This window comes from Nonomuraea africana (genome assembly GCF_014873535.1).
Lineage (GTDB): Bacteria > Actinomycetota > Actinomycetes > Streptosporangiales > Streptosporangiaceae > Nonomuraea > Nonomuraea africana.
The window spans coordinates 7,795,860-7,815,627 of the sequence record NZ_JADBEF010000001.1; the positions used below are offsets into that span (position 1 = coordinate 7,795,860).

Consider the following 19,768-nt stretch of genomic DNA (forward strand, 5'->3'; position numbering starts at 1 on the left):
TGTGGCAACTCCACGTAATCGTGAGGTCACTATGAGTGTCGAATCGCCGCAAAGTGATGCGGATCTCCTCGAATCTGCGCGTAACGGCAATGCCGCCGCGTTCGGGGAGCTCTGGGAGCGTCACGTCGGCGCTGCCCGCTCGCTCGCCCGCCAGCTGGTCAGGGGCGATGACGTGGTGGAGGACGTGGTCGCCGAGTCCTTCACCAAGATCATTGAGCTGGTCGGGCGCGGTGGTGGCCCGGAGGCGGCCTTCCGGCCGTATCTGCTGACGGTGGTGCGCCGCACGATCTACGACAGGGGCCGGGTCGAGAGCCGCCAGCTGACCACGGGGGAGATCGAGGTGTTCGACCCCGGCGTGCCGTTCGTCGATCCCGCGCTCACCGGCCTGGAGAAGTCGCTGATCGCCAAGGCGTTCCTCTCGCTGCCCGAACGATGGCGGCTGGTGCTGTGGCACACCGAGGTCGAGAACGCCAAGCCCGCCGAGGTGGCGCCCATGCTCGGCCTGTCGGCCAACGGCGTGGCGGCGCTGGCCTACCGGGCCCGCGAAGGACTGCGCCAGGCCTACCTGCAGATGCACCTGGCCGGAGCGCCGCACCAGGAGTGCCGGCCGGTGCTCGGCAAGATGGGCGCGTACGTGCGCGGCGGGCTCGCCAGGCGCGACAGCAGGAGCGTCGACGAGCACATCGACGCCTGCCCGGAGTGCCGCTCGGTCTTCCTCGAACTGGCCGACGTCAACCAGGGCCTGCGCGTCATCGTCGGCCCCCTGTTCGTCGGGCCCGCCTTCGCCGCCTACGTCGCCGGCCTGGCCAAGGCGGGGGGCGCGACGGGCGGCGGCATCCTCTACGCGCTCGGCTGGATCAGGCGAGCGCCGAGGAGCCGGCAGGCCGCGGCGGCGGGAGCCACGGCCGCCGCCGTCGCCGCGGCCGGGGTGCTGATGCTGGTCTCGGACGACAAGCCGCTGCCGCCCCAGCCGCCGCCGACGGTCGTCGCGCAGCCCCCGCCCGTCCAGCCGGAACCGGCGCCGCCCGAGCCGGAACCCGAGCCGAGGCCGGCGCCGCCGTCCAAGGAGCCGCCGCCGAGCCCGGCCAGGAAGCCGGGCAAGGCCCGGCTGAGCGCCAGCATCCATCCGCTGGGCGCGCTGGTGAAGGCACAGCCCGGCATCGTCGCCGTACGGCTGCGCAACAGCGGCAAGGCGGCGAGCAAGGAGCTCGTCGCGACGGTCGACCTGCCGGAGGGCGTCATGCTGGTCCCCGCGCAGGCCAGGGGCAACGCCGTGGGCCTGATCGAGCCCGCGGGCACGGTCGACGGCTGGTCCTGCCGGCCCGAGGGTGACGGCGCCAGGTGCGTCAGGGGTCCGCTGGCCGCAGGGCGGGTGACGGCCGTCTTCCTGCGCGTGGTCGTGGCCGCGCACGCGCCGGAGGGCGCGGGCCTCGCCGTACGGATCTCCTCGGGCGGGATCGTCAGCGTGAACGCCCGCGCGAGCGCCGGCGTGAAGGCGGAGGGCGCTCCCGCGAGGTTCGCCACCGACGGCAAGGTGGTCGTCAAGGCCATCGGCAACACGCTGCTGACCTGTCCGGCCGACCGCGACGGCTGCGCGGAGGCGGGCGCGCGGCGCGAGGGCGGCAGGCGCGACAACGACCTGTGGCCGATGCGGCCGCTCGACGCCGACAAGGTGCTGGCCACGAAGTCATCCAGCGGTGCGCGCCTGCGGCTGCCGGACGGGGGGCAGGTCGTGTGGGCCGGCCTCTACTGGTCGGCGAGCGCCAACGACGCGGGGCCGATCAGGTTCAGGGCGCCGGGCGTGAAGCGCTATCGCACGATCGTGCCCGACAAGGTCATACGGAGGGAGCTGCCCGCGGGCCACGGCTACCAGGCCTTCGCCGACGTCACGCAGTACGTCAGCGACAGCAGGGGCGACGGGCTGTGGTGGGCGGCCGACGCGCCGATGAAGCAGGGGATCTCCGAGCACGCGGGCTGGAGCCTGGTGGTGATCGCGACCGATCCGCGCAGGCCGTACAGCCAGGCGATCATCCTCGACACGGCCACGGTCGTCGGCGGCGACCAGCCGCGCATCGAGCTGCCACTGGACGGGCTGATCCCGGCGGCGAGCCCCGCCGACATCGAGCTGGTCACCTGGGAGGGCGACGCCGACCTCCGCGGTGACCGGGTGTCGGCGGGCACACCCTCGGGAGGCGACCGCGACGCGGGCAACGTCTTCGACAGTTCGTCAAACGGGGCAACGGGATTGACATTCGGGGTCGACGTCGACTCGTTCACCGCCACACTGGGGGAGGAACCAACGCTGAGAATTTCTACGAAGACCGATGTCGTGCTGTTCGGGGTGGCCGCCGTGAGCGTTCGCGCCAGGTCGTGACCACGAACAGGACAAACTGGTACGGTCTGCGGGAATCCGCCGGCGTATCGCCGATTCGCCGGGATTCACCCTCGAACGATCAGATGCTTCATTACCCTGAGAGAGGGCCGCCGAGTCCGGCTCTGGCGGTGCGGAGCCGGTAGGGGTCGGGCCACGAGAAAGGGGCGGTGTCAGTGGATCGCTGCGCGCTGTTCGTCGACGCTGGCTATCTGCTGGCCGATGGCGCGATGGCCGTACATGGGACCCGCCATCGAGAAGCCGTCTCCTGGGACTACCCGGGTCTGCTGCAGCTGATGACCAACCTGTCGCGCGAGCGTACGGGCCTGCCGTTGCTGCGCTGCTACTGGTACGAGGCCACCGTCGAGGGCCGGCGCACGCCCGAGCACGACGTGCTCGCCGACATCCCCGGGCTCAAGCTGCGCCTGTCGCGCATCAGGCCGGGCCGCCGCGAGGGCGTCGACGCGCAGGTGCACCGCGACCTGATGACGCTGGCGCGCAACAGCGCGATCTGCGACGCGGTCGTGGTCAGCGGCGACGAGGACCTCGCCCAGGTCGTCTGTGACGCGCAGGACCTCGGCATCCGCGTCACCGTCGTGCACATCGCCGCCGACGGCGGCTGGGCGGTGTCGCGCTCGCTGCGGCAGGAGTCCGACGACCTCATCGAGATCGGCGGCGGGCACCTGAGGCCCTACGTCAACCTCGTCAGCGGCTCCACCGAGGCGTCCAACGGCGCGCAGCCGGTCAGCAACGGCCAGGCCGCCCACGCGCTGCCGCCGAGCCCGCCGTCCGCTCCGCTCCAGCAGCCCGCTCCTCCCGCGGTCCAGTCGGGCGGCCACTCCGCGGCGCACCTGTCCAACGCGCCCACGCAGAACCAGCCGCTGCCGCCCGCTCCGCCGCAGGGCCGAGGGCAGAGCGCACCGCCGCCCGCGCTGCCCGCCTACCCGAGCTACCAGGCCGACCCGCCGTCCGCTCCGCAGCAACAGCAGCCGCCATCGCCGGCCCCGCAGCCCCAGCAGCCGCCGCAACCCGCTCCCCAGGTCACGCACAGCCCGACGGGGCCGATGCAGACGACAGGCCAGTTCCCCTCGCCTTCCAGCGGCGGCACCTACCAGCCCGCGCCGCTCGGCGCCTACACGGGGCCGCAGCCGGCTCCCGTGGTCGCACCGGCGACCGCGGGTGGCGCGACGACCCTGGCCGACGCGGTGAAGGCGGCGCACAAGGAGGGGCACGACTTCGGCGAGTCCGTCGCCAGGGACGCTCCCGCGCTGTGGCTGGAGGCGGTGCTGGCCCGCAAGCCGCGCATGCCGTCCGACCTGGAGGCGCGGCTGCTGCAGGGCTCGTCCCTGCCCATTGACTTCCTTCTGCACGACGAGGTACGGCACGCGCTGCGCCGCGGCTTCTGGGACGCCCTCGAACGCGCCCGCCGCTGAAGCACGGGCTTCGTAATGTGGGCGCTCGCGTTGCGCAGCCGTCACACGGGATAGATGTGGACTTCAGCTTGGTGGGAACCCTGTGGTGCGCGGGCGAACTTGGCGTCGCACGTGAGCAGCGGCTGGTTCAGGGCTTCAGCTAGAGCGACGTAAACGGCGTCGTAGGCGGTGAAGTTGTGCCGCAAGGACAGCACGCGAGGGCCGAACGGAGCCACGTGGTGGCGAATGATACGCAGCGCGTTGAGCTGGCCGACCATACGACGGCCGCGGTCCTCGTCAATCTTGCCGCCGGCGAGGAGTCCTCGGATGGCCGAGAGGCATTCGGCGTCGAGGTGGGCGGGAGCATGCAGGCTGCGGCCTGCGCCGATGAGGCGCTGCCGAAGGAGATCGTCACCCTTGGCGGCCAGCAGCAGCCGGATGATGATCGACGTGTCGACGACGGTCACCAGCTACGGTCCCGTTCCACATAGGAGCGGATGTCGTCCATGCTGACGTCGACGGGCTCTTCGTCAGCGATTTGGGCGATCACTTCCGCATTCGTCATCTGGATTGCCTCGTCGTGCAGGATGTCGCGCACATAAGCGGACAGCGACTTGCCTTCTCTGGCCGCGCGGTCCCTCAGGACGGCCAAGTCGGCGGCGTCCACGTCGCGCACCTGCAGAATCTCTTTGGTCATGCTCCCTAGTGTAAATGCAGAGTGCATGAATTCGGCATGCACTCTGCATATCCAGATCTCTGCCGGCTCAGCCCAGGGCGTCGAAGCCGGCGCGGAGGTGGGCGAGGCGGTCGGCCAGGTCGGACAGGGGTGAGCTCAGCGACGGGTCGGCGGACTTGCTGGCGAGCTCGCGCACCCTGTCGAGCTCGTCCTCCACCGCGGTCAGCCGCCGCGACAGTTCGGGCAGCACCGCGGGCTGGGCCGCGCTGTTGCCCGGAGGCAGCTCGCCCGCCAGCCGTTCGCGCAGCAGCGACGCCTGCTCAGTGAGCCGCTTGTTCATGTTGTACAGCTCGACGAACACCGACACCTTCGCCCTGAGCACCCACGGGTCGAAGGGTTTGGTGAGGTAGTCGACGGCGCCCGCCGCGTAGCCGCGGAAGGCGTAGTCGGGGGCGCTGTCGACGACGGTCAGGAAGATGATGGGGATGTTGCGGGTACGCTCCCGCCGCTTGATGTGCGCGGCGGTCTCGAAGCCGTCCATGCCCGGCATTCGCACGTCGAGCAGGATCAGCGCGAACTCGGTGCCGAGGAGTGCCTTCAGCGCCTCCTCCCCCGACCGGGCCCTGACGGGGGTCAGGTCGAGGGAGCTGAGGATGGCCTCCAACGCGATGAGGTTCTCCTCACGGTCGTCGACCAGGAGGATCTTGGCTCGGTCTGCCATGGGTCACGCCTCTTCCGCGGTGTCGGACGCCCGCCCGCGGCTGAGCCAGCCACGCAGGCGTTCGAGCAGTTGATCCACGTCGACCGGCTTGGGCACGTAGTCTGAGGCGCCGGAGGCGATGCTCTTCTCCCTGTCTCCGCGCATGACCTTGGCGGTCAGCGCGATGATCGGTAGGTCGGCGAACTGCGGCATGCGCCTGATGGCCGACGTCGTGGCCCAACCGTCCATCTCGGGCATCATGATGTCCATGAGCACGAGGGCCACGTCCTCGTTGCGTTCGAGCTGCTCGATGCCCTCACGGCCGTTCTCGGCGTAGACGACGGTGGCGCCGTGCCGCTCCAGCACGCTGGTCAGCGCGAACACGTTGCGGATGTCGTCGTCGACGATGAGGATCTTGGTGCCGTCGAGCGGATCGTCGCCCTGCCACTGCTGGCCGTTGCTCTGCTGCACTTCCTCGGGCAGCGGCAGGTCGAGGGGGAGCGGCGGCTCGGGCAGCGCGACCGTGCTCTGCTCCTCGACCTGCATCGTCAGGACCTGCCTGCGAGCCGCGCCGCCGTCGCGGGCGACCAGCGGGCCGGCGTAGTTGGTCGGGAGGTAGAGGGTGAAGGTGCTGCCCGCGCCCAGCTCGCTGTCGACGTGGATCTCGCCGCCGAGGAGCCTCGCGATCTCGCGGCAGATCGACAGGCCGAGCCCGGTGCCGCCGTACTTGCGGCTGGTGGTGCCGTCGGCCTGGCGGAACGCCTCGAAGATGATCTCCAGCTTGTCGGGCGCGATGCCGATGCCGGTGTCGACCACCTGGAATGCGAGCAGGTCGTTGCTCTCGCGCAGGGTGTCGTCGTCGTAGTCGACCTCGTGCGGGGCGGGCACGACGCGCAGCCGCACCTCGCCCTTGGGGGTGAACTTGACCGCGTTGGACAGCAGGTTGCGCAGCACCTGCTGGAGGCGCTGCTCGTCGGTGCGCAGCTCCTGCGGCACCCGTGGATCGACCTCGACGATGAAGGCCAGGCCCTTGTCCTGGGCCAGCGGGGCGAAGGCCGCCTCGACGTAGTCGACCAGCTTGGGCAGCGACAGCTGGGCCGGGTGGATGTCCATGCGGCCCGCCTCGACCTTGGACAGGTCGAGCATGTCGTTGATGAGCTGCAGCAGCGCCGAGCCCGCGCCGTGGATCGTGCGGGCGAACTCGACCTGCTGGGAGGTCAGGTTGCCCTCGGCGTTCTCGGTCAGCAGCTTGGCCAGCACGAGGAGGCTGTTGAGCGGGGTGCGCAGCTCGTGCGACATGTTCGCGAGGAACTCGGACTTGTAGCGCGAGGAGACGGCCAGCTGCTCGGCGCGCTCCTCCAGGGTGCGGCGGGCCTGCTCGATCTGGAAGTTCTGGATCTCGATGGCGCGGTTCTGCTTGGCGAGCAGCCCGGCCTTCTCCTCCAGCTCGGAGTTGGACCGGCGCAGCTCCTCCTGCTGGCGCTGCAGCTCGTCGGAGCGCTCCTGCAGCTCGCGGGTCAGCCGCTGCGACTCCTTGAGCAGGTCTTCGGTGCGGGAGTTGGCGATGATGGTGTTCATCGTGACACCGATGGTCTCGACCAGCTGCGTGAGGAAGTCGAGGTGGACCTCGCCGAACGCGGTGAAGGAGGCCAGCTCCAGCACGCCGAGGACCCTGCTCTCGAACAGGATCGGCAGCACCACGATCTGCGCGGGCGTGGACTGGCTGAGCCCGCTGTCGATGGTGATGAAGGCGGCCGGCACGTCGTCGAGGACGATCGACCTGCCCTCCAGCGCGGCCTGCCCGACGATGCCCTCGCCGGTGGCGAAGCGCTGGCGGGGCGCGCGGTCGGGCCGTACGCCGTAGCCGCCGATGAGGACCAGGTCGTGCTCCTCCCCGCTGGTGTCGACGCCGTAGAAGGCGCCGTAGCGGGCGGAGACGAGCGGGGTCAGCTCGCTCATGATCAGCTTGGCGACCTCCATGAGGTCGCGGTGGCCCTGCATGAGGCGGGAGATGCGGGCCAGGTTGGACTTCAGCCAGTCTTGTTCCTGGTTGGCCTGCGTGGTCTCGCGCAGGTTGGCCACCATGAAGTTGACATTGTCCTTGAGCTCGGCCAGCTCGCCCTGCGCCTCCACGGCGATGGAACGGGTCAGGTCGCCCTGGGCGACCGCGCTGGTCACCGTGGCGATGGCGCGCACCTGTGTGGTCAGGTTGCCGGCCAGCTCGTTGACGGACTCGGTCAGGCGCTTCCAGGTGCCCTCGACGCCCTCGACCCGGGCCTGGCCGCCGAGGCGGCCCTCGGAACCGACCTCGCGGGCGACTCGGGTCACCTCGGAGGCGAACGAGGAGAGCTGGTCGACCATCTTGTTGATGGTGGTCTTCAGGGCCAGGATCTCGCCCTGGGCGTCGACGTCGATCTTGCGGGTGAGGTCGCCGTTGGCGACGGCCGTGGTGACCTCGGCGATGTTACGCACCTGGTAGGTCAGGTTGTTGGCCATGAAGTTGACGTTGTCGGTGAGGTCCTTCCACACACCGGACACGCCCTGCACCCGCGCCTGGCCGCCCAGCTGCCCCTCGGTGCCGACCTCACGGGCGACGCGGGTGACCTCGTCGGCGAAGGACGACAGCTGGTCGACCATCGTGTTGAGGGTGTCCTTGAGCTGGAGAATCTCACCCTGGGCGTCGACGGTGATCTTCTTGGTCAGGTTGCCCTGGGCCACGGCGGTGGAGACGGCGGCGATCTGGCGGACCTGGTTGGTGAGGTTGTTGGCCATGAAGTTGACGTTGTCGGTGAGGTCCTTCCAGACCCCCGACACACCGCGCACCTGCGCCTGGCCGCCCAGCTGGCCCTCGGTGCCGACCTCGCGGGCGACTCGGGTCACCTCGGAGGCGAAGGACGACAGCTGGTCGACCATCGTGTTCATGGTCGACTTGAGCTCGAGGATCTCGCCCTGGGCGTCGACGTCGATCTTGCGGGTGAGGTCGCCGTTGGCGACGGCCGTGGTGACCTGGGCGATGTTGCGCACCTGGTAGGTCAGGTTGTTGGCCATCGAGTTGACGTTGTCGGTGAGGTCCTTCCACACACCGGACACGCCCCGCACCTCGGCGCGACCGCCCAGCTTGCCCTCGGTGCCGACCTCACGGGCGACGCGGGTGACCTCGTCGGCGAAGGACGACAGCTGGTCGACCATCGTGTTGAGGGTGTCCTTGAGCTGGAGGATCTCGCCCTGGGCGTCGACGGTGATCTTCTTGGTCAGGTTGCCCTGGGCCACGGCGGTGGAGACGGCGGCGATCTGGCGGACCTGGTTGGTGAGGTTGTTGGCCATGAAGTTGACGTTGTCGGTGAGGTCCTTCCAGACCCCCGACACGCCGCTGACCTGTGCCTGGCCGCCGAGCTGGCCCTCGGTGCCGACCTCGCGGGCGACTCGGGTGACCTCCTCGGCGAACGCCGAGAGCTGGTCGACCATCGTGTTGACGGTGTTCTTCAGCTCGAACATCTCGCCGACCGCGTCGACGGTCACCTTGCGGCTCAGGTCGCCCTTCGCGACAGCGGTCGTCACCTCGGCGATGTCGCGCACCTGCGCGGACACGCGGGACGACATGGTGTTGACGGCCTCGGTCAGATCTCGCCAGCTGCCTGACATGCCCCTGACGCTCGCGCTGCCCCCCAGACGACCCTCGGTGCCCGCTTCGCGGGCCACCCTGGTCACCTCGGTGTTGAACAGCGACAGCTGCTCGACCATGCCGTTGATGGCCTTGCCGAGCCGCCTGACCTCGCCCCTGGCCGACCGGTCGAGGTCGATCCTGCGGGTCAGGTCGCCCTTGGCGACGGCGTCGATCACGTCGGCCGCTCCCGACACGGGACTGACCAGCGCGTCGATGAGGGCGTTGACGGACTCGACGCTCTCGGCCCACGAACCCACACCGGGCCCTGGGGTGAGGCGCTCGCCGAAGCGCCCCTCCTTCACCACTTCCTTGCGCACCCGCGTCAGCTCGTTGCTGAGGTGCTCTCTGCGGTCGGCCACCTCGTTGAGCAGCAGCCGTATCTCGCTCATGATCCCCGGGGGCGCATGCGGAACCCGGCGACGGAAGTCGCCGTCGCGCCATGCGAAGAGTGTCTCGAGGACGGGAAGCAGATCTGACTCTGTATACGTCCTTTCCTCCGCAGTCGGCGCGGTCTTGGCCGTCGTCATGGGGTCTCCTCCACTCCCGGGGTGCCGCCGTGAGTGATGCAAGTCTGTCACGATGAGTAGCTCGTAGTCCTGTCCTTGGATTTACCCCAAGTCAGTGGGAAGTGTGGTAGGCACGGAACGATGACTGCTTCTTCCCGCGCGGTCCTGGCGGCCACCTTTGCGCCAGGCGAGACCGCTGTCCCCTCTGCGAAGAGGTTCACCCGCGAGGTGATGACCGCATGGGCGGCCGCCGCGGTGCTGCCTGCCGCCGAACGGCTGGCCGCTGAGCTGGCGATGCAGGTGGCCGAAGCGCCGTTCGAGATCGTCTGGAAGCATTACGGCGACGCCGTACAGGTCGAGCTCAGACAGCGGACCTCCCCTCACGGTGACCCCAAGGGCCCCTCGGTCGACGTCGAGGAATGGGGAATCACCTTTGCGGGCGATTCCCGTGTCCATTGGGCAAGGCTCACGCTACCGGGCTCCACGGACAGAGTGGCATCCGAGTGGGCGGAGGAGTCGTCGAGAGGCCCCCACTGGCTGGGCTTCCTCGCCGACGCGAGCGACTTGCTGGCAGGCACTCTCGACCCTGACATGGTCCCCGCGATCATCGCCCAGATTGTCGTGCCGAGATTGTCCACCTGGTGTGCCGTCTACACCTCCGACACGGGGGCCGGCCCGCGCCGTCTCGCCTACCTGTGGCACGCGGACGAGGCGCGCATCGACGGCCTGCGCGAGCAGCTGGCCGAGCTGAGCGTGCCCGACAGCGCCGCCGCCACGTTGCAGCTGGCCGACTCCCAGGTGCTCGCGGTGCCGCTGATCGCGCGGGGCCGTTCGCTCGGCGCGATGTGCCTCGGCCGCCACGACCGTTTCGCCGACGAGAGCATCCAGCTCTCCGAGGACATCGCGCGCCGCGCGGCCCTGGCGATGGACAACGCCCGCCTCTACGCCCAGCAGGCCGCCGCCAACAGGGCGCTGCAGCGCAGCCTGCTCCCTCCCAACGAGCCCGAGGTCCCCGGCCTCGACTACGGCGTCGTCTACGAGCCGGCGGGCGAGGCCAACGAGGTCGGCGGCGACTTCTACGACCTGTTCAAGGCGGGCGACGAGTCGTGGCGCTTCGCGATCGGCGACGTCTGCGGCACGGGTCCCGAGGCCGCGGCGGTCACCGGCCTGGCCCGTCACACCCTGCGCCTGCTGGCCAGGGAGGGGTACGGCGTGGCCGCGGTCCTCGGCCGCCTCAACCAGGCCATCCTCGAGGAGGGCGAGCGCGCCAGGTTCCTCACGCTCCTCCACGGCGACATCAGCCCCGTGGAGACCGGCCTCGAGGTGCGCATGGTCTCCGCGGGCCATCCCGAGGCGCTACGGCTGAAGCCCAGTGGCGTCGTCGAGGCGGTGACCACCCCGCAGTCGCTGCTCGGCGTCTTCCCCGAGGTGGTGTTCGAGGCCGACACCATCCACCTCGACCACGGCGACGTGCTGCTGGCCGTGACCGACGGGGTGACCGAGCGCCGCAGCGGAGGCCGTCTGCTCGACGACGAGGGCGGCCTGTCCAAGCTGCTCGCCGAGTGCGCGGGGCTGTCGGCGAGGGCGGTGGCCGAGCGCATCCGCAGGGGAGCGGCCGACTTCGCCCCCGAGCCGAGCGCGGACGACCTGGCGATCCTGGTCCTCCGCGCTCGCTGACTAGTCGCGCTCGACGGTGTCCTCCAGCACGATCCTGCCGATGACCTCGTACTTGGCGGGGTTGCGCGCCTTGAGGTAGAGCGCGGTGCCCGCGCCCAGCACGGCGAGGCCCACCACGATCCACGGGATCGCGGTGAAGAACGAGCTCTTCGAGGCGTCGCCTGCCGCCGCCTCCTGGTTCTGGAACAGCAGCAGCACCACGTAGGCCATCGAGAGGCCGCCCACCAGCGGAGCGATCAGCGTGCGCCACACGTTGGCGGTCTCGGGGTGCTTCTTCTTGACGTGGAAGTAGCCGATCACCGAGAACGAGCACAGCGTCTGCACGATGAGGATGGCCAGCGTGCCCAGCACCGCCAGCAGCGTGTAGACGTGGATGTAGGGGTCCATGCCCGCGGCGGCGAAGGCCAGGATCAGCACGACCGAGACGGCGGTCTGGACGAACCCGGCGATGTGCGGCGAGCCATGCGTGGGGTGGGTGGCGCCAAGGGTACGGGCCGTGCCGGGGATGAGGTTCTCCCTGCCGAGCGCGTAGAGGTAACGGGCGGCGCAGTTGTGGAAGGCCATCGAGCAGGCGAAGGAGCCGGTCAGGATGAGGATCTTGAACAGGCCGACCGCCCACGAGCCGATGAGCTGCTCGGTGGGGTTGAAGAAGATCCCGGCGAACTGCTCGGCGGCGATCTCCGGCGCCTTCACGCCGTTGGCGGCGACGGTCATCCACGACACGAACGTGTAGAACAGGCCGATGCCGACGACCGCGACGAGCGTGGCGATCGGGATGATCTTCTTGGGCTCGCGCGACTCCTCGCCGTACATCGCGGTCGACTCGAAGCCGACCCACGACCAGAAGCACATGAACAGGCCGAGGCCGACCGCGCCCGCCTGCAGTCCCGTGGTCTGGAAGGCGTTGAGCGGGTTGAGCGTGTAGGCCATCAGGCCGTCGGGCCCGCCACCGTTGAAGAGTGTGACGACCGCGACCAGGCCGAGCATGAAGATCTCGGTGATCAGGAAGACGCCCAGGACCTTGGCGGTCAGGTTGATGTCGAAGTAGGTGAGGATCATGTTCAGCGCCAGGCCGAGGAAGGCGAACCACAGCCAGTGGATGTCCACCCCCGCCAGCGACTTGAACGTGTCGTTGGCCGAGTAGGCGAAGAAGCCGATGATCGAGGCCTCGAAGACCACGTAGGCCATGGTGGCCAGCAGGCCCGAGACCATGCCGACGACCTGGCCGAGGCCGTGGGAGATGTAGCCGTAGAAGGCTCCGGCCGCGGTGATGTGCTTGGACATCGCGGTGTAGCCCACGGAGAAGATCGTCAGGACGATCGTGGCGAACAGATAGCCCGCGGGGACGCCGAGGCCGTTGCCGAATCCGACGACTATGGGGACGTTGCCCGTCATTGCGGTGATGGGCGCCGCGGTCGCGACGGCCATGAAGATGACGCCGACGAGTCCGACCGCGTCCTTTTTCAGACGGCTGACGCCTGGCGATTCGTTGGTGATGGTCACTGTTTCGCGCCCTTCGGCTGGGGGGTGGCGCGATGGTGGCAGCAGCCGAGGGTGACAGACAAGTCGGCCAAGCGGGCCAACCTATTACGCTATGTCAGTTGTTACGACGTGTTTACGGGTGAAATTTAGCTTTATGCCCATCTGGTCGATGCGCTCGGAGACGACCAGGGCGCCGCGGCCCGCGTCGTAGTAGTGGACCTCGTGCTCGTGGCCGAGCTCGGCCAGCCGGTCCACGTACTTCTCCAGCTGCCGGAGCGGCGAGCGGCAGTCGTTGATCCCCGCCAGGATCAGCACCGGCCGTTCGATCCGCTCGACGTAGGTGATCGGCGAGCTGGCGCGGTAGCGGTCGGGCTGCTCGGCGGGGGAGCCGCCGAGCAGGGAGCGCTTGTAGGCGCGCAGGCCCTCCACCTCGTCCTCGTAGGAGGTCTCGTGGCAGGCGATGGGCGCCGCGGCGATGCCCGCCGCCCACAGCTTGGGCTGGACGCCGAGGCCGAGCAGCGTGAGGTAGCCGCCCCACGAGGTGCCCGAGAGCACGATCCGGTCGGGGTCGACGATGCCCTGCGCCACCACCCGCTCCCTGACCGCCGCCACGTCGGCCAGCTCGAGATGGCCGATCTCGCCGCGGAGCGCGTCGCGCCAGGCCGAGCCGTACCCGGTGGAGCCTCGGTAGTTGACCCGCACGACCGCGAAGCCCGCGTCGACCCAGGCCGCGACCTCGGGGTTGAAGGCGTCGGCGTCGTGCAGGTTGGGGCCGCCGTGCAGGAAGAAGACCGCGGGGAAGGGCGCCGAGCCCGTCTCCGGCCTGGAGACCAGCGCGTGGATGCGCCCACCGGGCCCTGCGACGTCGAGGTCCTCCACGGGGACGCTCGTGGGGGCCGCGGGGCCGATCGCGTTCATCACCACGTGGCCGGTGCTCGACCGGATCACCGGCGGGCGGGAGGCGCTCGACCAGGCGTACTCCACGTGGCCGCCGGGCCGGGGGCGCGCCTCGTCGATGACGCCGTGCGGGGTGTCGATCAGCGTGAGACCGCCGCCCGCGAGGTCGTAGCGGTGCAGGTAGGTGCGGGCGCGGTCGTCCCTGATGATCAGCAGCGCGCGGCCGTCGTCGTACCACTCGGCGGTCAGCTCGCCGGGATCTCTGAGCCAGATCTCGCGCTGCTCGCCCGTCTTCGGGTCCCAGACCAGGGGCTCGTGGCGCTGGCGGCGCTCGTGCAGGGTGAGCAGGCGGCGGTCGCCGGGGGTGGGGGCGAAGCGCAGGCCGATGACGCCCTTGCCGGGGCCGTCGTACAGCTCGCCGACCACCTCGCCGCACTGCTTGACGACGCGGAGCGCCGGGTGCCGGTAGTCGCCGTGCTCGCTGTGGTTGATCGCGATCAGCTCGCCGTCGAGTGACATGTCGCTGACCCAGGCGGCCTCGGTGTGCTCGTACAGCAGGTGGCTGGGTTCGCCTGGCCGTACGAGGTGGGTGGTGAAGCCGCTCGAGCGGGCGAGGCTGACGGCGGCGACGCCGGTGGTGGACAGTGCCAGGCCGCCGGGCTGGCCCGGCTCCAGGTCGGGGGCGACGGGCTCGTCGGGGCCGCCGGTGAAGCGCTGGCGCATCCAGATGCCGAGGTCGTCGCTCTCGGTGTCGGCGAACCAGTAGATCCACTGGCCGGTCGGGTCGAGCGCGGCGTGCCTGGTGCCGTGGGGCTGGGTGGTGATCTGGCGGGTCACGCCGGTGGTGCGGTCCCAGGCGTAGATCTCCCACGTGCCTGAGGCGTTCGAGCGGTAGAGGGCGCGATTGGGGGCCTGACGAGCCCAGACGGGCAGCGTCATGCTGGGCGCCCGGAACCTGGCCTGCCAGCGTTCCTCCGCCTTCATCCGCCGCCTCCCCTCCTCAGTTGCCGTCCAGTATCGCGTCTGGGTCGATGAAATACCTGAGGAATGTGAGGGAATTTCGGACTAAATGCCCCATCAGTAACATGGGTCTCGGATGTCGGTCAAGGAGTGACTCTTGATCGGGCGGGCGATTCGAAGATAGACAGGCGAAAGCTGGCGACCGTTGGGGTCCATTCCGGAAATTTCTGGATTTGGTGGTTGAGGGCCTCGGGGTCCGTATGCCACGCGCTCGGCCCCATCTCCACCACTCTCGCCACGTCCGCCCTCGACAGTGCCATCTCGAACCGTACGGCACGCGTGTCGACCTCCCCGAACCCTCTCAGGCTCTCGGCGACCCGCTGCTCCTTCGCCTCGTCGACCGACAGCAACCCGAGCTCCTCGACCAGCGGGCGCAGATGGTCTCGCGAGGGAGTCACCACCACGAGCCGGCCGCCGGGCCGCAGGATCCGGGCGAACTCGGGGCCGTTGCGCGGCGCGAACACGTCGATCACGACGTCGGCGACCGCGTCGCCGATGGGCAGCGGCTTCCACACGTCCGCCACCAACGCCCCGATCCTCGGATGCGCCCTGGCCGCCCGCTTCACCGCGTGCTTGGAGATGTCGAACGCGATCCCGGTGGCTTTCGGCAGGGCGTCGAGCACGGCGGCGCCGTAGTACCCGGTCCCCGCCCCGGCGTCCACCACGACCGGACCGCGTCGGCCGCCGGCCCCCTCGTGCCCTCTGGCGTCCGCAGGGAGCGGGGCGTGCTCGTGGCCGGCCGCGGCGGGCGGTGCGTGGTCGTGGACGGCCGCGGCCAGCGCGTCGGCGAGGGGCGCGTAGTGGCCCGCGGCGAGGAAGTCCGCCCGGGCCGCCACCATGGCCGGGCTGTCGGCGGTGCCGGGGGGCTGGGAGCCGGTGAGCAGGCTGACGTACCCCTGCCTGGCGACATCGAACGCGTGCCCCTGGCCACACCGCAGCGCCCCCGAGGAGAGCCGGAGCCCTTCACGGCAGACCGGGCAGGCGAGGTAGTGGACGATGTCAGCCAGCATCCCCCCATCATGACGCCCACCCCGAGATCCTTAGATTCCGGCATGCCACGCCGATTATCAGCAGCGTTGTGGGCCTGCGCCCTGACCAGCGCCCTTGTCGCGTTCGCGCTCCCCACCTTCACCGGCCCTGACGAGCTCAGCTGGGGCTACTTCGGCTTCGGAGGCTGCCACGGCGCCGACCTGTCCGGCGAGATCGCGCGCATCGTCCACCCGCTCTTCTACGTCCCGCTGCTCTGGGCGGGCATGCTCCCGCTCCTCGGTCTGGGACTGCTGGTGTGGATCGCGTGTGCGCGGTGGCGCCGACCGGGGCTCGGCAGGTGGACCGTCAGGGCGCTCATGGTGTCTGCCTTGCTGGTCTCCGTCTACCAGCCGGCTCTCTTCACCTTCGACCTGGTCCTCGAGCCGGATTGTGTCCATCGCTGGGGCGGTTGGCAGATCGTGTGGTGGACCGTGGGCCAGAACGTGCTCCAGTCGGTCGGTCCGGTGTTCGCGCTGCTGGCCGTACAGAAGAGGGCGCCCGGGCTGCCGCGGGCCCTGGTGTGGGCGGCGCTGGTCGTGGTGCTGGCGCTGACCCCCGCCGCCGACGCGACGCGAGGCGGCAAGGTGACGGTGCCGGACTGGGAGGAGTGCCACGGCGCGGCCCGGCCGGGCTACTCGGGGGAGGACCACGTGGTCGCCGAGATCGGTTACCAGAGGCCGACGGGCGTCCTGGAGATCTCCGACGGTTCCCGCGCCCTTCCCGACCTCGCGGTGGGCGGGCCCGGCCACTACCGCGTCAGGGTTCATCAGCGCGATCTTCCCGTGGACTACGACAGGGAGGAGCCGCAGGCGAGCGAGGAATGGCTGATCATGGTGTATCCGGGGCGGGAGAAGAAGCCCAGGACGTTCGTGAAGGGGCGGTGAGGCTCAGGGTGTCGTCGTCGCGGCGAGCGTGAGGAAGGCCGCGTTGGAGGACGTCTCGCGGAGCTTGGCGATCAGGAGTTCCATGCCCTGCTGCCTGTCGAGCCCGCTGAGCATGCGCCGCAGCTTCCAGACGACCTGCTGCTCGGCGGGGTGCATCAGGGCCTCCTCGCGCCTGGTGCTCGACGCGTCGAGGTCGACGGCGGGGAAGAGCCTGCGCTCGGCCAGCGAGCGGCTCAGCCGCAGCTCCATGTTGCCGGTGCCCTTGAACTCCTCGAAGAAGGAGTCGTCCATGCGCGAGCCCGTCTCGACGAGCGCGGTGGCGAGGATGGTGAGGGAGCCGCCGCCCTCGACGTTGCGCGCGGCGCCGAAGAAGCGCTTGGGCGGGTAGATGGCTCCCGCGTCGATGCCGCCCGACAGGATGCGTCCGCCGCTGGGGGCGAGGTTGTTGTAGGCGCGGCCGAGGCGGGTGAGCGAGTCGAGCAGCATGACGACGTCGTGTCCCTGCTCGACCAGGCGCTTGGCGCGTTCGAGAGCGAGCTCGGCGAGCGCGGTGTGCTCCTTGTCGGGGTGGTCGAAGGTGGAGGCGATCACCTCGCCGGCGATGGTCTTGCGGATGTCGGTGACCTCCTCGGGACGCTCGCCGACCAGGACCACCATGAGGTGGATCTCGGGGTGGTTGCGGGAGACGGCCTGGGCCAGCGCCTGCAGGATCATCGTCTTGCCGGCCTTGGGCGGGGCGACGATCAGGCCGCGCTGGCCCTTGCCGATGGGCGCGACCAGGTCGACGACCCTGGTGGTGAGCGACTCGGTCTCGATGTTCATCCGCTCGCGGGGGTGGATGGGGGTCAGGTCGGCGAAGTGCGGGCGGTCGTGCCAGGAGGTCAGACCGTTGACCGACTCGACAGAGACGAGTTTCGAGCCCGCGACGGTGGCGACCACGTGGTCGCCGGGGCGCAGGCCGAGCTGCTTGATCCGCTCGGGCTGCAGCCGTACGTCGTCGGGGCTGTGCTGGTAGCCGGAGGGGCGGAGGAACGTGCCGTCCAGCAGGCCGCTGACCTGCCGGGCGGGCGTGCCGGCCCGGGGGGTGCCGCGGTGGGCGGTGGTACGGGGGCTGGTGGCACGGGGATGGGGGATGGTTTGGACAGACATGAGTGACCCTCCTCGAGGGCACGCCTGGGTGACAGGCGGTGAGTAAGAAAAGAGGTCGGGCCGTCAGAACGGGCCCTTCAGGTGAATGCAGCGGAGCCTCAGACGCTCAACGCTGATTCGCAAGATACCACGGCAAACGCCGGACGCAAGATTTCTATTCCGCTTCCCACGGCGCTCCCATCTCCCGGAGCACAATCTGTCAAGCGACCTGCAGGGCTTCTGCAATCAGCGGAGGCTTTCATCGAACTGCGAACTCCAAGGGGGATGACATGAGCAAGACCCACTGCCCCAGGTGCCACACCGCCCTCGACGAGGGGCCGATCATGTTCCGCTGCGCCCGCTGCCGTCGCGCGGTCTACGCAGCCGATGTGGAGAACGAGTACGTTCCGCGGCTAGCGTTGACGGATGCCGCATAAGCCAAGAAACGTGGCCGACGTCGAGATCACCCCGTTGTGTGATGCCGTCGGCCCGATGGGACCCTCCCTCCGCCTGCCGTTCCTCGAGACCTTTCTCGGCGCGGAGGTGGACGAGGGCGAGTGGATCCTCCACTTCCACTGCTTCCTGATCCAGGACGGCAGGGGCCACGTCACGCTCGTCGACACCGGCATCGGCCCCACCTCCACGTGGGCCCCCGCCCCCGGCAGCCTCCTGAGCGAGCTGGCCGCGGTGGGTGTGGCCCCCGCCGACGTCGACACGGTGATCATCACGCACCTGCACAGTGACCACGCGGGCGGCACGATCCTGGACGGCGCCCCGGTGTTCGCCAACGCCCGCCACGTCGTCCAGCGCGCCGAGCTGGAGGGCAACGGCTTCCTCGATCCGATCAAGGAGCTGCTGCACGTGGTCGACGGCGACGCGGAGGTCGCCCCCGGCGTCGTGGTCCGGCTGACGCCCGGGCACACCCCCGGACACCAGGCGGTCGAGGTAGGCCACTTCACCATGGCAGGCGACGTCCTGCACCATCCCGTGCAGCTGGCCGATCCCTCGATCCGCTACGTCTACGACGACGACTCCGACCTGGCCGCGAAGACGCGCCTGGAGCTAGTCGGCAGGCTGCGCGCGGAGGGCCGGCTGCTGGGCACCGCCCACTTCCCCGAGCCGTTCGTCGAGCTGGGCTAGCAGCCTGCGGGCCTTGGCGCGGTAGCGCAGCACCTGCACCGCGCCGAGCAGCCACACCGGGTACTGCACGGCCATCGCCCAGTGGTAGTCGCCGGTGAGGTCCATGGCGACGCCGACCAGCGCGATCACCGACATCGAGGCGAGGAAGCCGCCGCCGTTCACGATGCCGGTGGCGGCGCCGATGCGGCCCGCGGGATTGAACGTCCTGGCGTAGTCGAAACCGATCATCGAGCCGGGACCGTTCGAGGCGAGGACCACGATCAGCACCACCAGCAGCCAGAGCGGCGCCCGCCCCGGCCACAGCAGCACCGCCGTCCATACCAGCGCCGTCGATCCGGTGACGCCGAGCACCAGCCACGACCGGCGCAGCGGGTAGCGGCCCGCCAGGTAGCCGAGGATCGGCCCGCAGATCATGCCGACCACGGTCAGCGTGGACAGCAGCACGCCGGCGGTCGCGGGGGCCAGCCCCTGGCCCTGGACGAGGTAGGGGTAGCCCCACAGCAGCAGGAACGCCGCGGCCGAGCACTGCGTGGCCGCGTGGGTCCACATGCCGAGCCTGGTGCCCGGTTGCATCCACGCGGCCTTGAGCCCTGGTTCGCGCCGGGCCGCCGACGGGCGTCCGTCACGCAGGACGGCCGCGACGAGGACGGTCGCCACCACGCCGATCGCGGCGGCGCCGAGGAAGGTGGGCGTCCAGCCGTACGCGTGGAGGGAGCCGATGATCGGCACGGTGGACGCGATCGCGCCGAACTGGCCGATGAGGCCGGTGAGCTGCACCATCACCGGGTTGCGCCGGGCCGGGAAGGAGAGGTTGACCAGCCTGATCACGCTGATGAAGGTCATGGCGTCGCCCGCGCCGACCAGCATCCTGGCCGCCAGGCCGAGCAGCAGGTCGTCGGCGAAGGCGAAGACGACCTGGCCGCACGACATGACCAGGGCCCCGATGAGCAGCATGCGCTTGGACCCGAGCCGGTCGACCAGCACGCCGACCGGGATCTGCATGACCGCGTAGACGAGCAGCTGCAGCATCGCCAGCGTGGCCAGCCCCGACGCGCCGAGTTCGAGGCGGGCGGCGGCCTCCAGACTGGCGACACCGAGCGACTGCCGATGGAAGACCGCGACGAAGTAGGCCAGGACGCCCGTCATCCAAAAGATCAACGCGCGTCGTGTCATGGTGACAAA

The 19,768-nt window shown here is 69.9% G+C and carries 14 protein-coding genes; 5 read left to right on the forward strand and 9 right to left on the reverse strand.

The features are described from left to right. The first annotated feature begins 31 nt into the window (after positions 1 to 31). The gene (locus tag H4W81_RS37170; RefSeq protein WP_192779073.1) at positions 32 to 2,374 is read left to right on the forward strand and encodes a sigma-70 family RNA polymerase sigma factor; all 2,343 of its coding nucleotides are present in this window, start codon (positions 32 to 34) and stop codon (positions 2,372 to 2,374) included. A gap of 173 nt (positions 2,375 to 2,547) precedes the next feature. Then, on the forward strand, positions 2,548 to 3,804 hold the full coding sequence (locus tag H4W81_RS37175; protein WP_192781270.1) for an NYN domain-containing protein: 1,257 nt from the start codon (positions 2,548 to 2,550) through the stop codon (positions 3,802 to 3,804). A 41-nt stretch (positions 3,805 to 3,845) separates the two neighbouring features. Here the strand turns inward: H4W81_RS37175 and H4W81_RS37180 are convergent, their stop codons facing one another. The 4 genes from H4W81_RS37180 to H4W81_RS37195 all read right to left on the reverse strand — a co-directional run bounded on the left by H4W81_RS37180 (position 3,846) and on the right by H4W81_RS37195 (position 9,350). Beyond that, positions 3,846 to 4,250 carry a type II toxin-antitoxin system VapC family toxin gene (locus H4W81_RS37180; protein ID WP_318782255.1) on the reverse strand — a complete coding sequence of 135 codons (405 nt, stop codon included), beginning with the start codon at positions 4,248 to 4,250 and terminating at the stop codon, positions 3,846 to 3,848. After that, positions 4,247 to 4,480: a FitA-like ribbon-helix-helix domain-containing protein gene (locus tag H4W81_RS37185; protein ID WP_192779074.1), complete on the reverse strand. Its 234-nt coding sequence runs from the start codon at positions 4,478 to 4,480 to the stop codon at positions 4,247 to 4,249. The genes H4W81_RS37180 and H4W81_RS37185 overlap by 4 nt, the downstream gene beginning before the upstream one ends. A 67-nt stretch (positions 4,481 to 4,547) precedes the next feature. Next, a complete protein-coding gene (locus tag H4W81_RS37190) occupies positions 4,548 to 5,180 on the reverse strand; it encodes a response regulator (protein ID WP_192779075.1) in 633 nt (210 codons plus the stop codon). A 3-nt stretch (positions 5,181 to 5,183) separates the two neighbouring features. Continuing rightward, entirely contained in the window at positions 5,184 to 9,350 is a 4,167-nt protein-coding gene (locus tag H4W81_RS37195; RefSeq protein WP_192779076.1) for a HAMP domain-containing protein, read from the reverse strand. 120 nt (positions 9,351 to 9,470) lie between these two features. On the opposite strand from H4W81_RS37195, the gene H4W81_RS37200 reads away from it, so the two are divergent. Then, positions 9,471 to 11,006 (forward strand): PP2C family protein-serine/threonine phosphatase, encoded by a 1,536-nt coding sequence (locus H4W81_RS37200; RefSeq protein WP_225958980.1) that lies wholly within the window; start codon positions 9,471 to 9,473, stop codon positions 11,004 to 11,006. Here H4W81_RS37200 and H4W81_RS37205 read toward each other — a convergent pair whose 3' ends face one another. The 3 genes from H4W81_RS37205 to H4W81_RS37215 form a co-directional block, all read right to left on the reverse strand. Further along, positions 11,007 to 12,509 (reverse strand): APC family permease, encoded by a 1,503-nt coding sequence (locus H4W81_RS37205; RefSeq protein WP_318782256.1) that lies wholly within the window; start codon positions 12,507 to 12,509, stop codon positions 11,007 to 11,009. A gap of 84 nt (positions 12,510 to 12,593) precedes the next feature. Further along, a complete protein-coding gene (locus tag H4W81_RS37210) occupies positions 12,594 to 14,369 on the reverse strand; it encodes a S9 family peptidase (protein WP_192779077.1) in 1,776 nt (591 codons plus the stop codon). A gap of 119 nt (positions 14,370 to 14,488) precedes the next feature. Next, positions 14,489 to 15,415, reverse strand: coding sequence for a putative RNA methyltransferase (locus H4W81_RS37215; RefSeq protein ID WP_192779078.1), 927 nt, complete (start codon positions 15,413 to 15,415; stop codon positions 14,489 to 14,491). A gap of 42 nt (positions 15,416 to 15,457) precedes the next feature. Between H4W81_RS37215 and H4W81_RS37220 the strand changes: the two genes are divergently transcribed. Next, positions 15,458 to 16,318: a hypothetical protein gene (locus H4W81_RS37220; RefSeq protein WP_192779079.1), complete on the forward strand. Its 861-nt coding sequence runs from the start codon at positions 15,458 to 15,460 to the stop codon at positions 16,316 to 16,318. A gap of 3 nt (positions 16,319 to 16,321) precedes the next feature. Here H4W81_RS37220 and rho read toward each other — a convergent pair whose 3' ends face one another. Then, positions 16,322 to 17,467, reverse strand: coding sequence for a transcription termination factor Rho (gene rho / locus H4W81_RS37225; RefSeq protein ID WP_192779080.1), 1,146 nt, complete (start codon positions 17,465 to 17,467; stop codon positions 16,322 to 16,324). A gap of 426 nt (positions 17,468 to 17,893) precedes the next feature. On the opposite strand from rho, the gene H4W81_RS37230 reads away from it, so the two are divergent. Then, positions 17,894 to 18,586, forward strand: coding sequence for an MBL fold metallo-hydrolase (locus H4W81_RS37230; protein ID WP_318782257.1), 693 nt, complete (start codon positions 17,894 to 17,896; stop codon positions 18,584 to 18,586). Here the strand turns inward: H4W81_RS37230 and H4W81_RS37235 are convergent. Beyond that, positions 18,509 to 19,759 carry an MFS transporter gene (locus H4W81_RS37235; protein WP_192779082.1) on the reverse strand — a complete coding sequence of 417 codons (1,251 nt, stop codon included), beginning with the start codon at positions 19,757 to 19,759 and terminating at the stop codon, positions 18,509 to 18,511. The genes H4W81_RS37230 and H4W81_RS37235 overlap by 78 nt on opposite strands. Between the last annotated feature and the right edge of the window lie 9 nt (positions 19,760 to 19,768).

What these genes read in the sequence shown, in the direction of transcription:
- rho (WP_192779080.1), bottom strand. Translation starts at nt 17,467, where the DNA reads ATGTCTGTCCAAACCATCCCCCATCCCCGTGCCACCAGCCCCCGTACC.
- H4W81_RS37200 (WP_225958980.1), top strand. Translation starts at nt 9,471, where the DNA reads ATGACTGCTTCTTCCCGCGCGGTCCTGGCGGCCACCTTTGCGCCAGGC.
- H4W81_RS37185 (WP_192779074.1), bottom strand. Translation starts at nt 4,480, where the DNA reads ATGACCAAAGAGATTCTGCAGGTGCGCGACGTGGACGCCGCCGACTTG.
- H4W81_RS37195 (WP_192779076.1), bottom strand. Translation starts at nt 9,350, where the DNA reads ATGACGACGGCCAAGACCGCGCCGACTGCGGAGGAAAGGACGTATACA.
- H4W81_RS37210 (WP_192779077.1), bottom strand. Translation starts at nt 14,369, where the DNA reads ATGAAGGCGGAGGAACGCTGGCAGGCCAGGTTCCGGGCGCCCAGCATG.
- H4W81_RS37190 (WP_192779075.1), bottom strand. Translation starts at nt 5,180, where the DNA reads ATGGCAGACCGAGCCAAGATCCTCCTGGTCGACGACCGTGAGGAGAAC.
- H4W81_RS37220 (WP_192779079.1), top strand. Translation starts at nt 15,458, where the DNA reads ATGCCACGCCGATTATCAGCAGCGTTGTGGGCCTGCGCCCTGACCAGC.
- H4W81_RS37235 (WP_192779082.1), bottom strand. Translation starts at nt 19,759, where the DNA reads ATGACACGACGCGCGTTGATCTTTTGGATGACGGGCGTCCTGGCCTAC.
- H4W81_RS37215 (WP_192779078.1), bottom strand. Translation starts at nt 15,415, where the DNA reads ATGCTGGCTGACATCGTCCACTACCTCGCCTGCCCGGTCTGCCGTGAA.
- H4W81_RS37170 (WP_192779073.1), top strand. Translation starts at nt 32, where the DNA reads ATGAGTGTCGAATCGCCGCAAAGTGATGCGGATCTCCTCGAATCTGCG.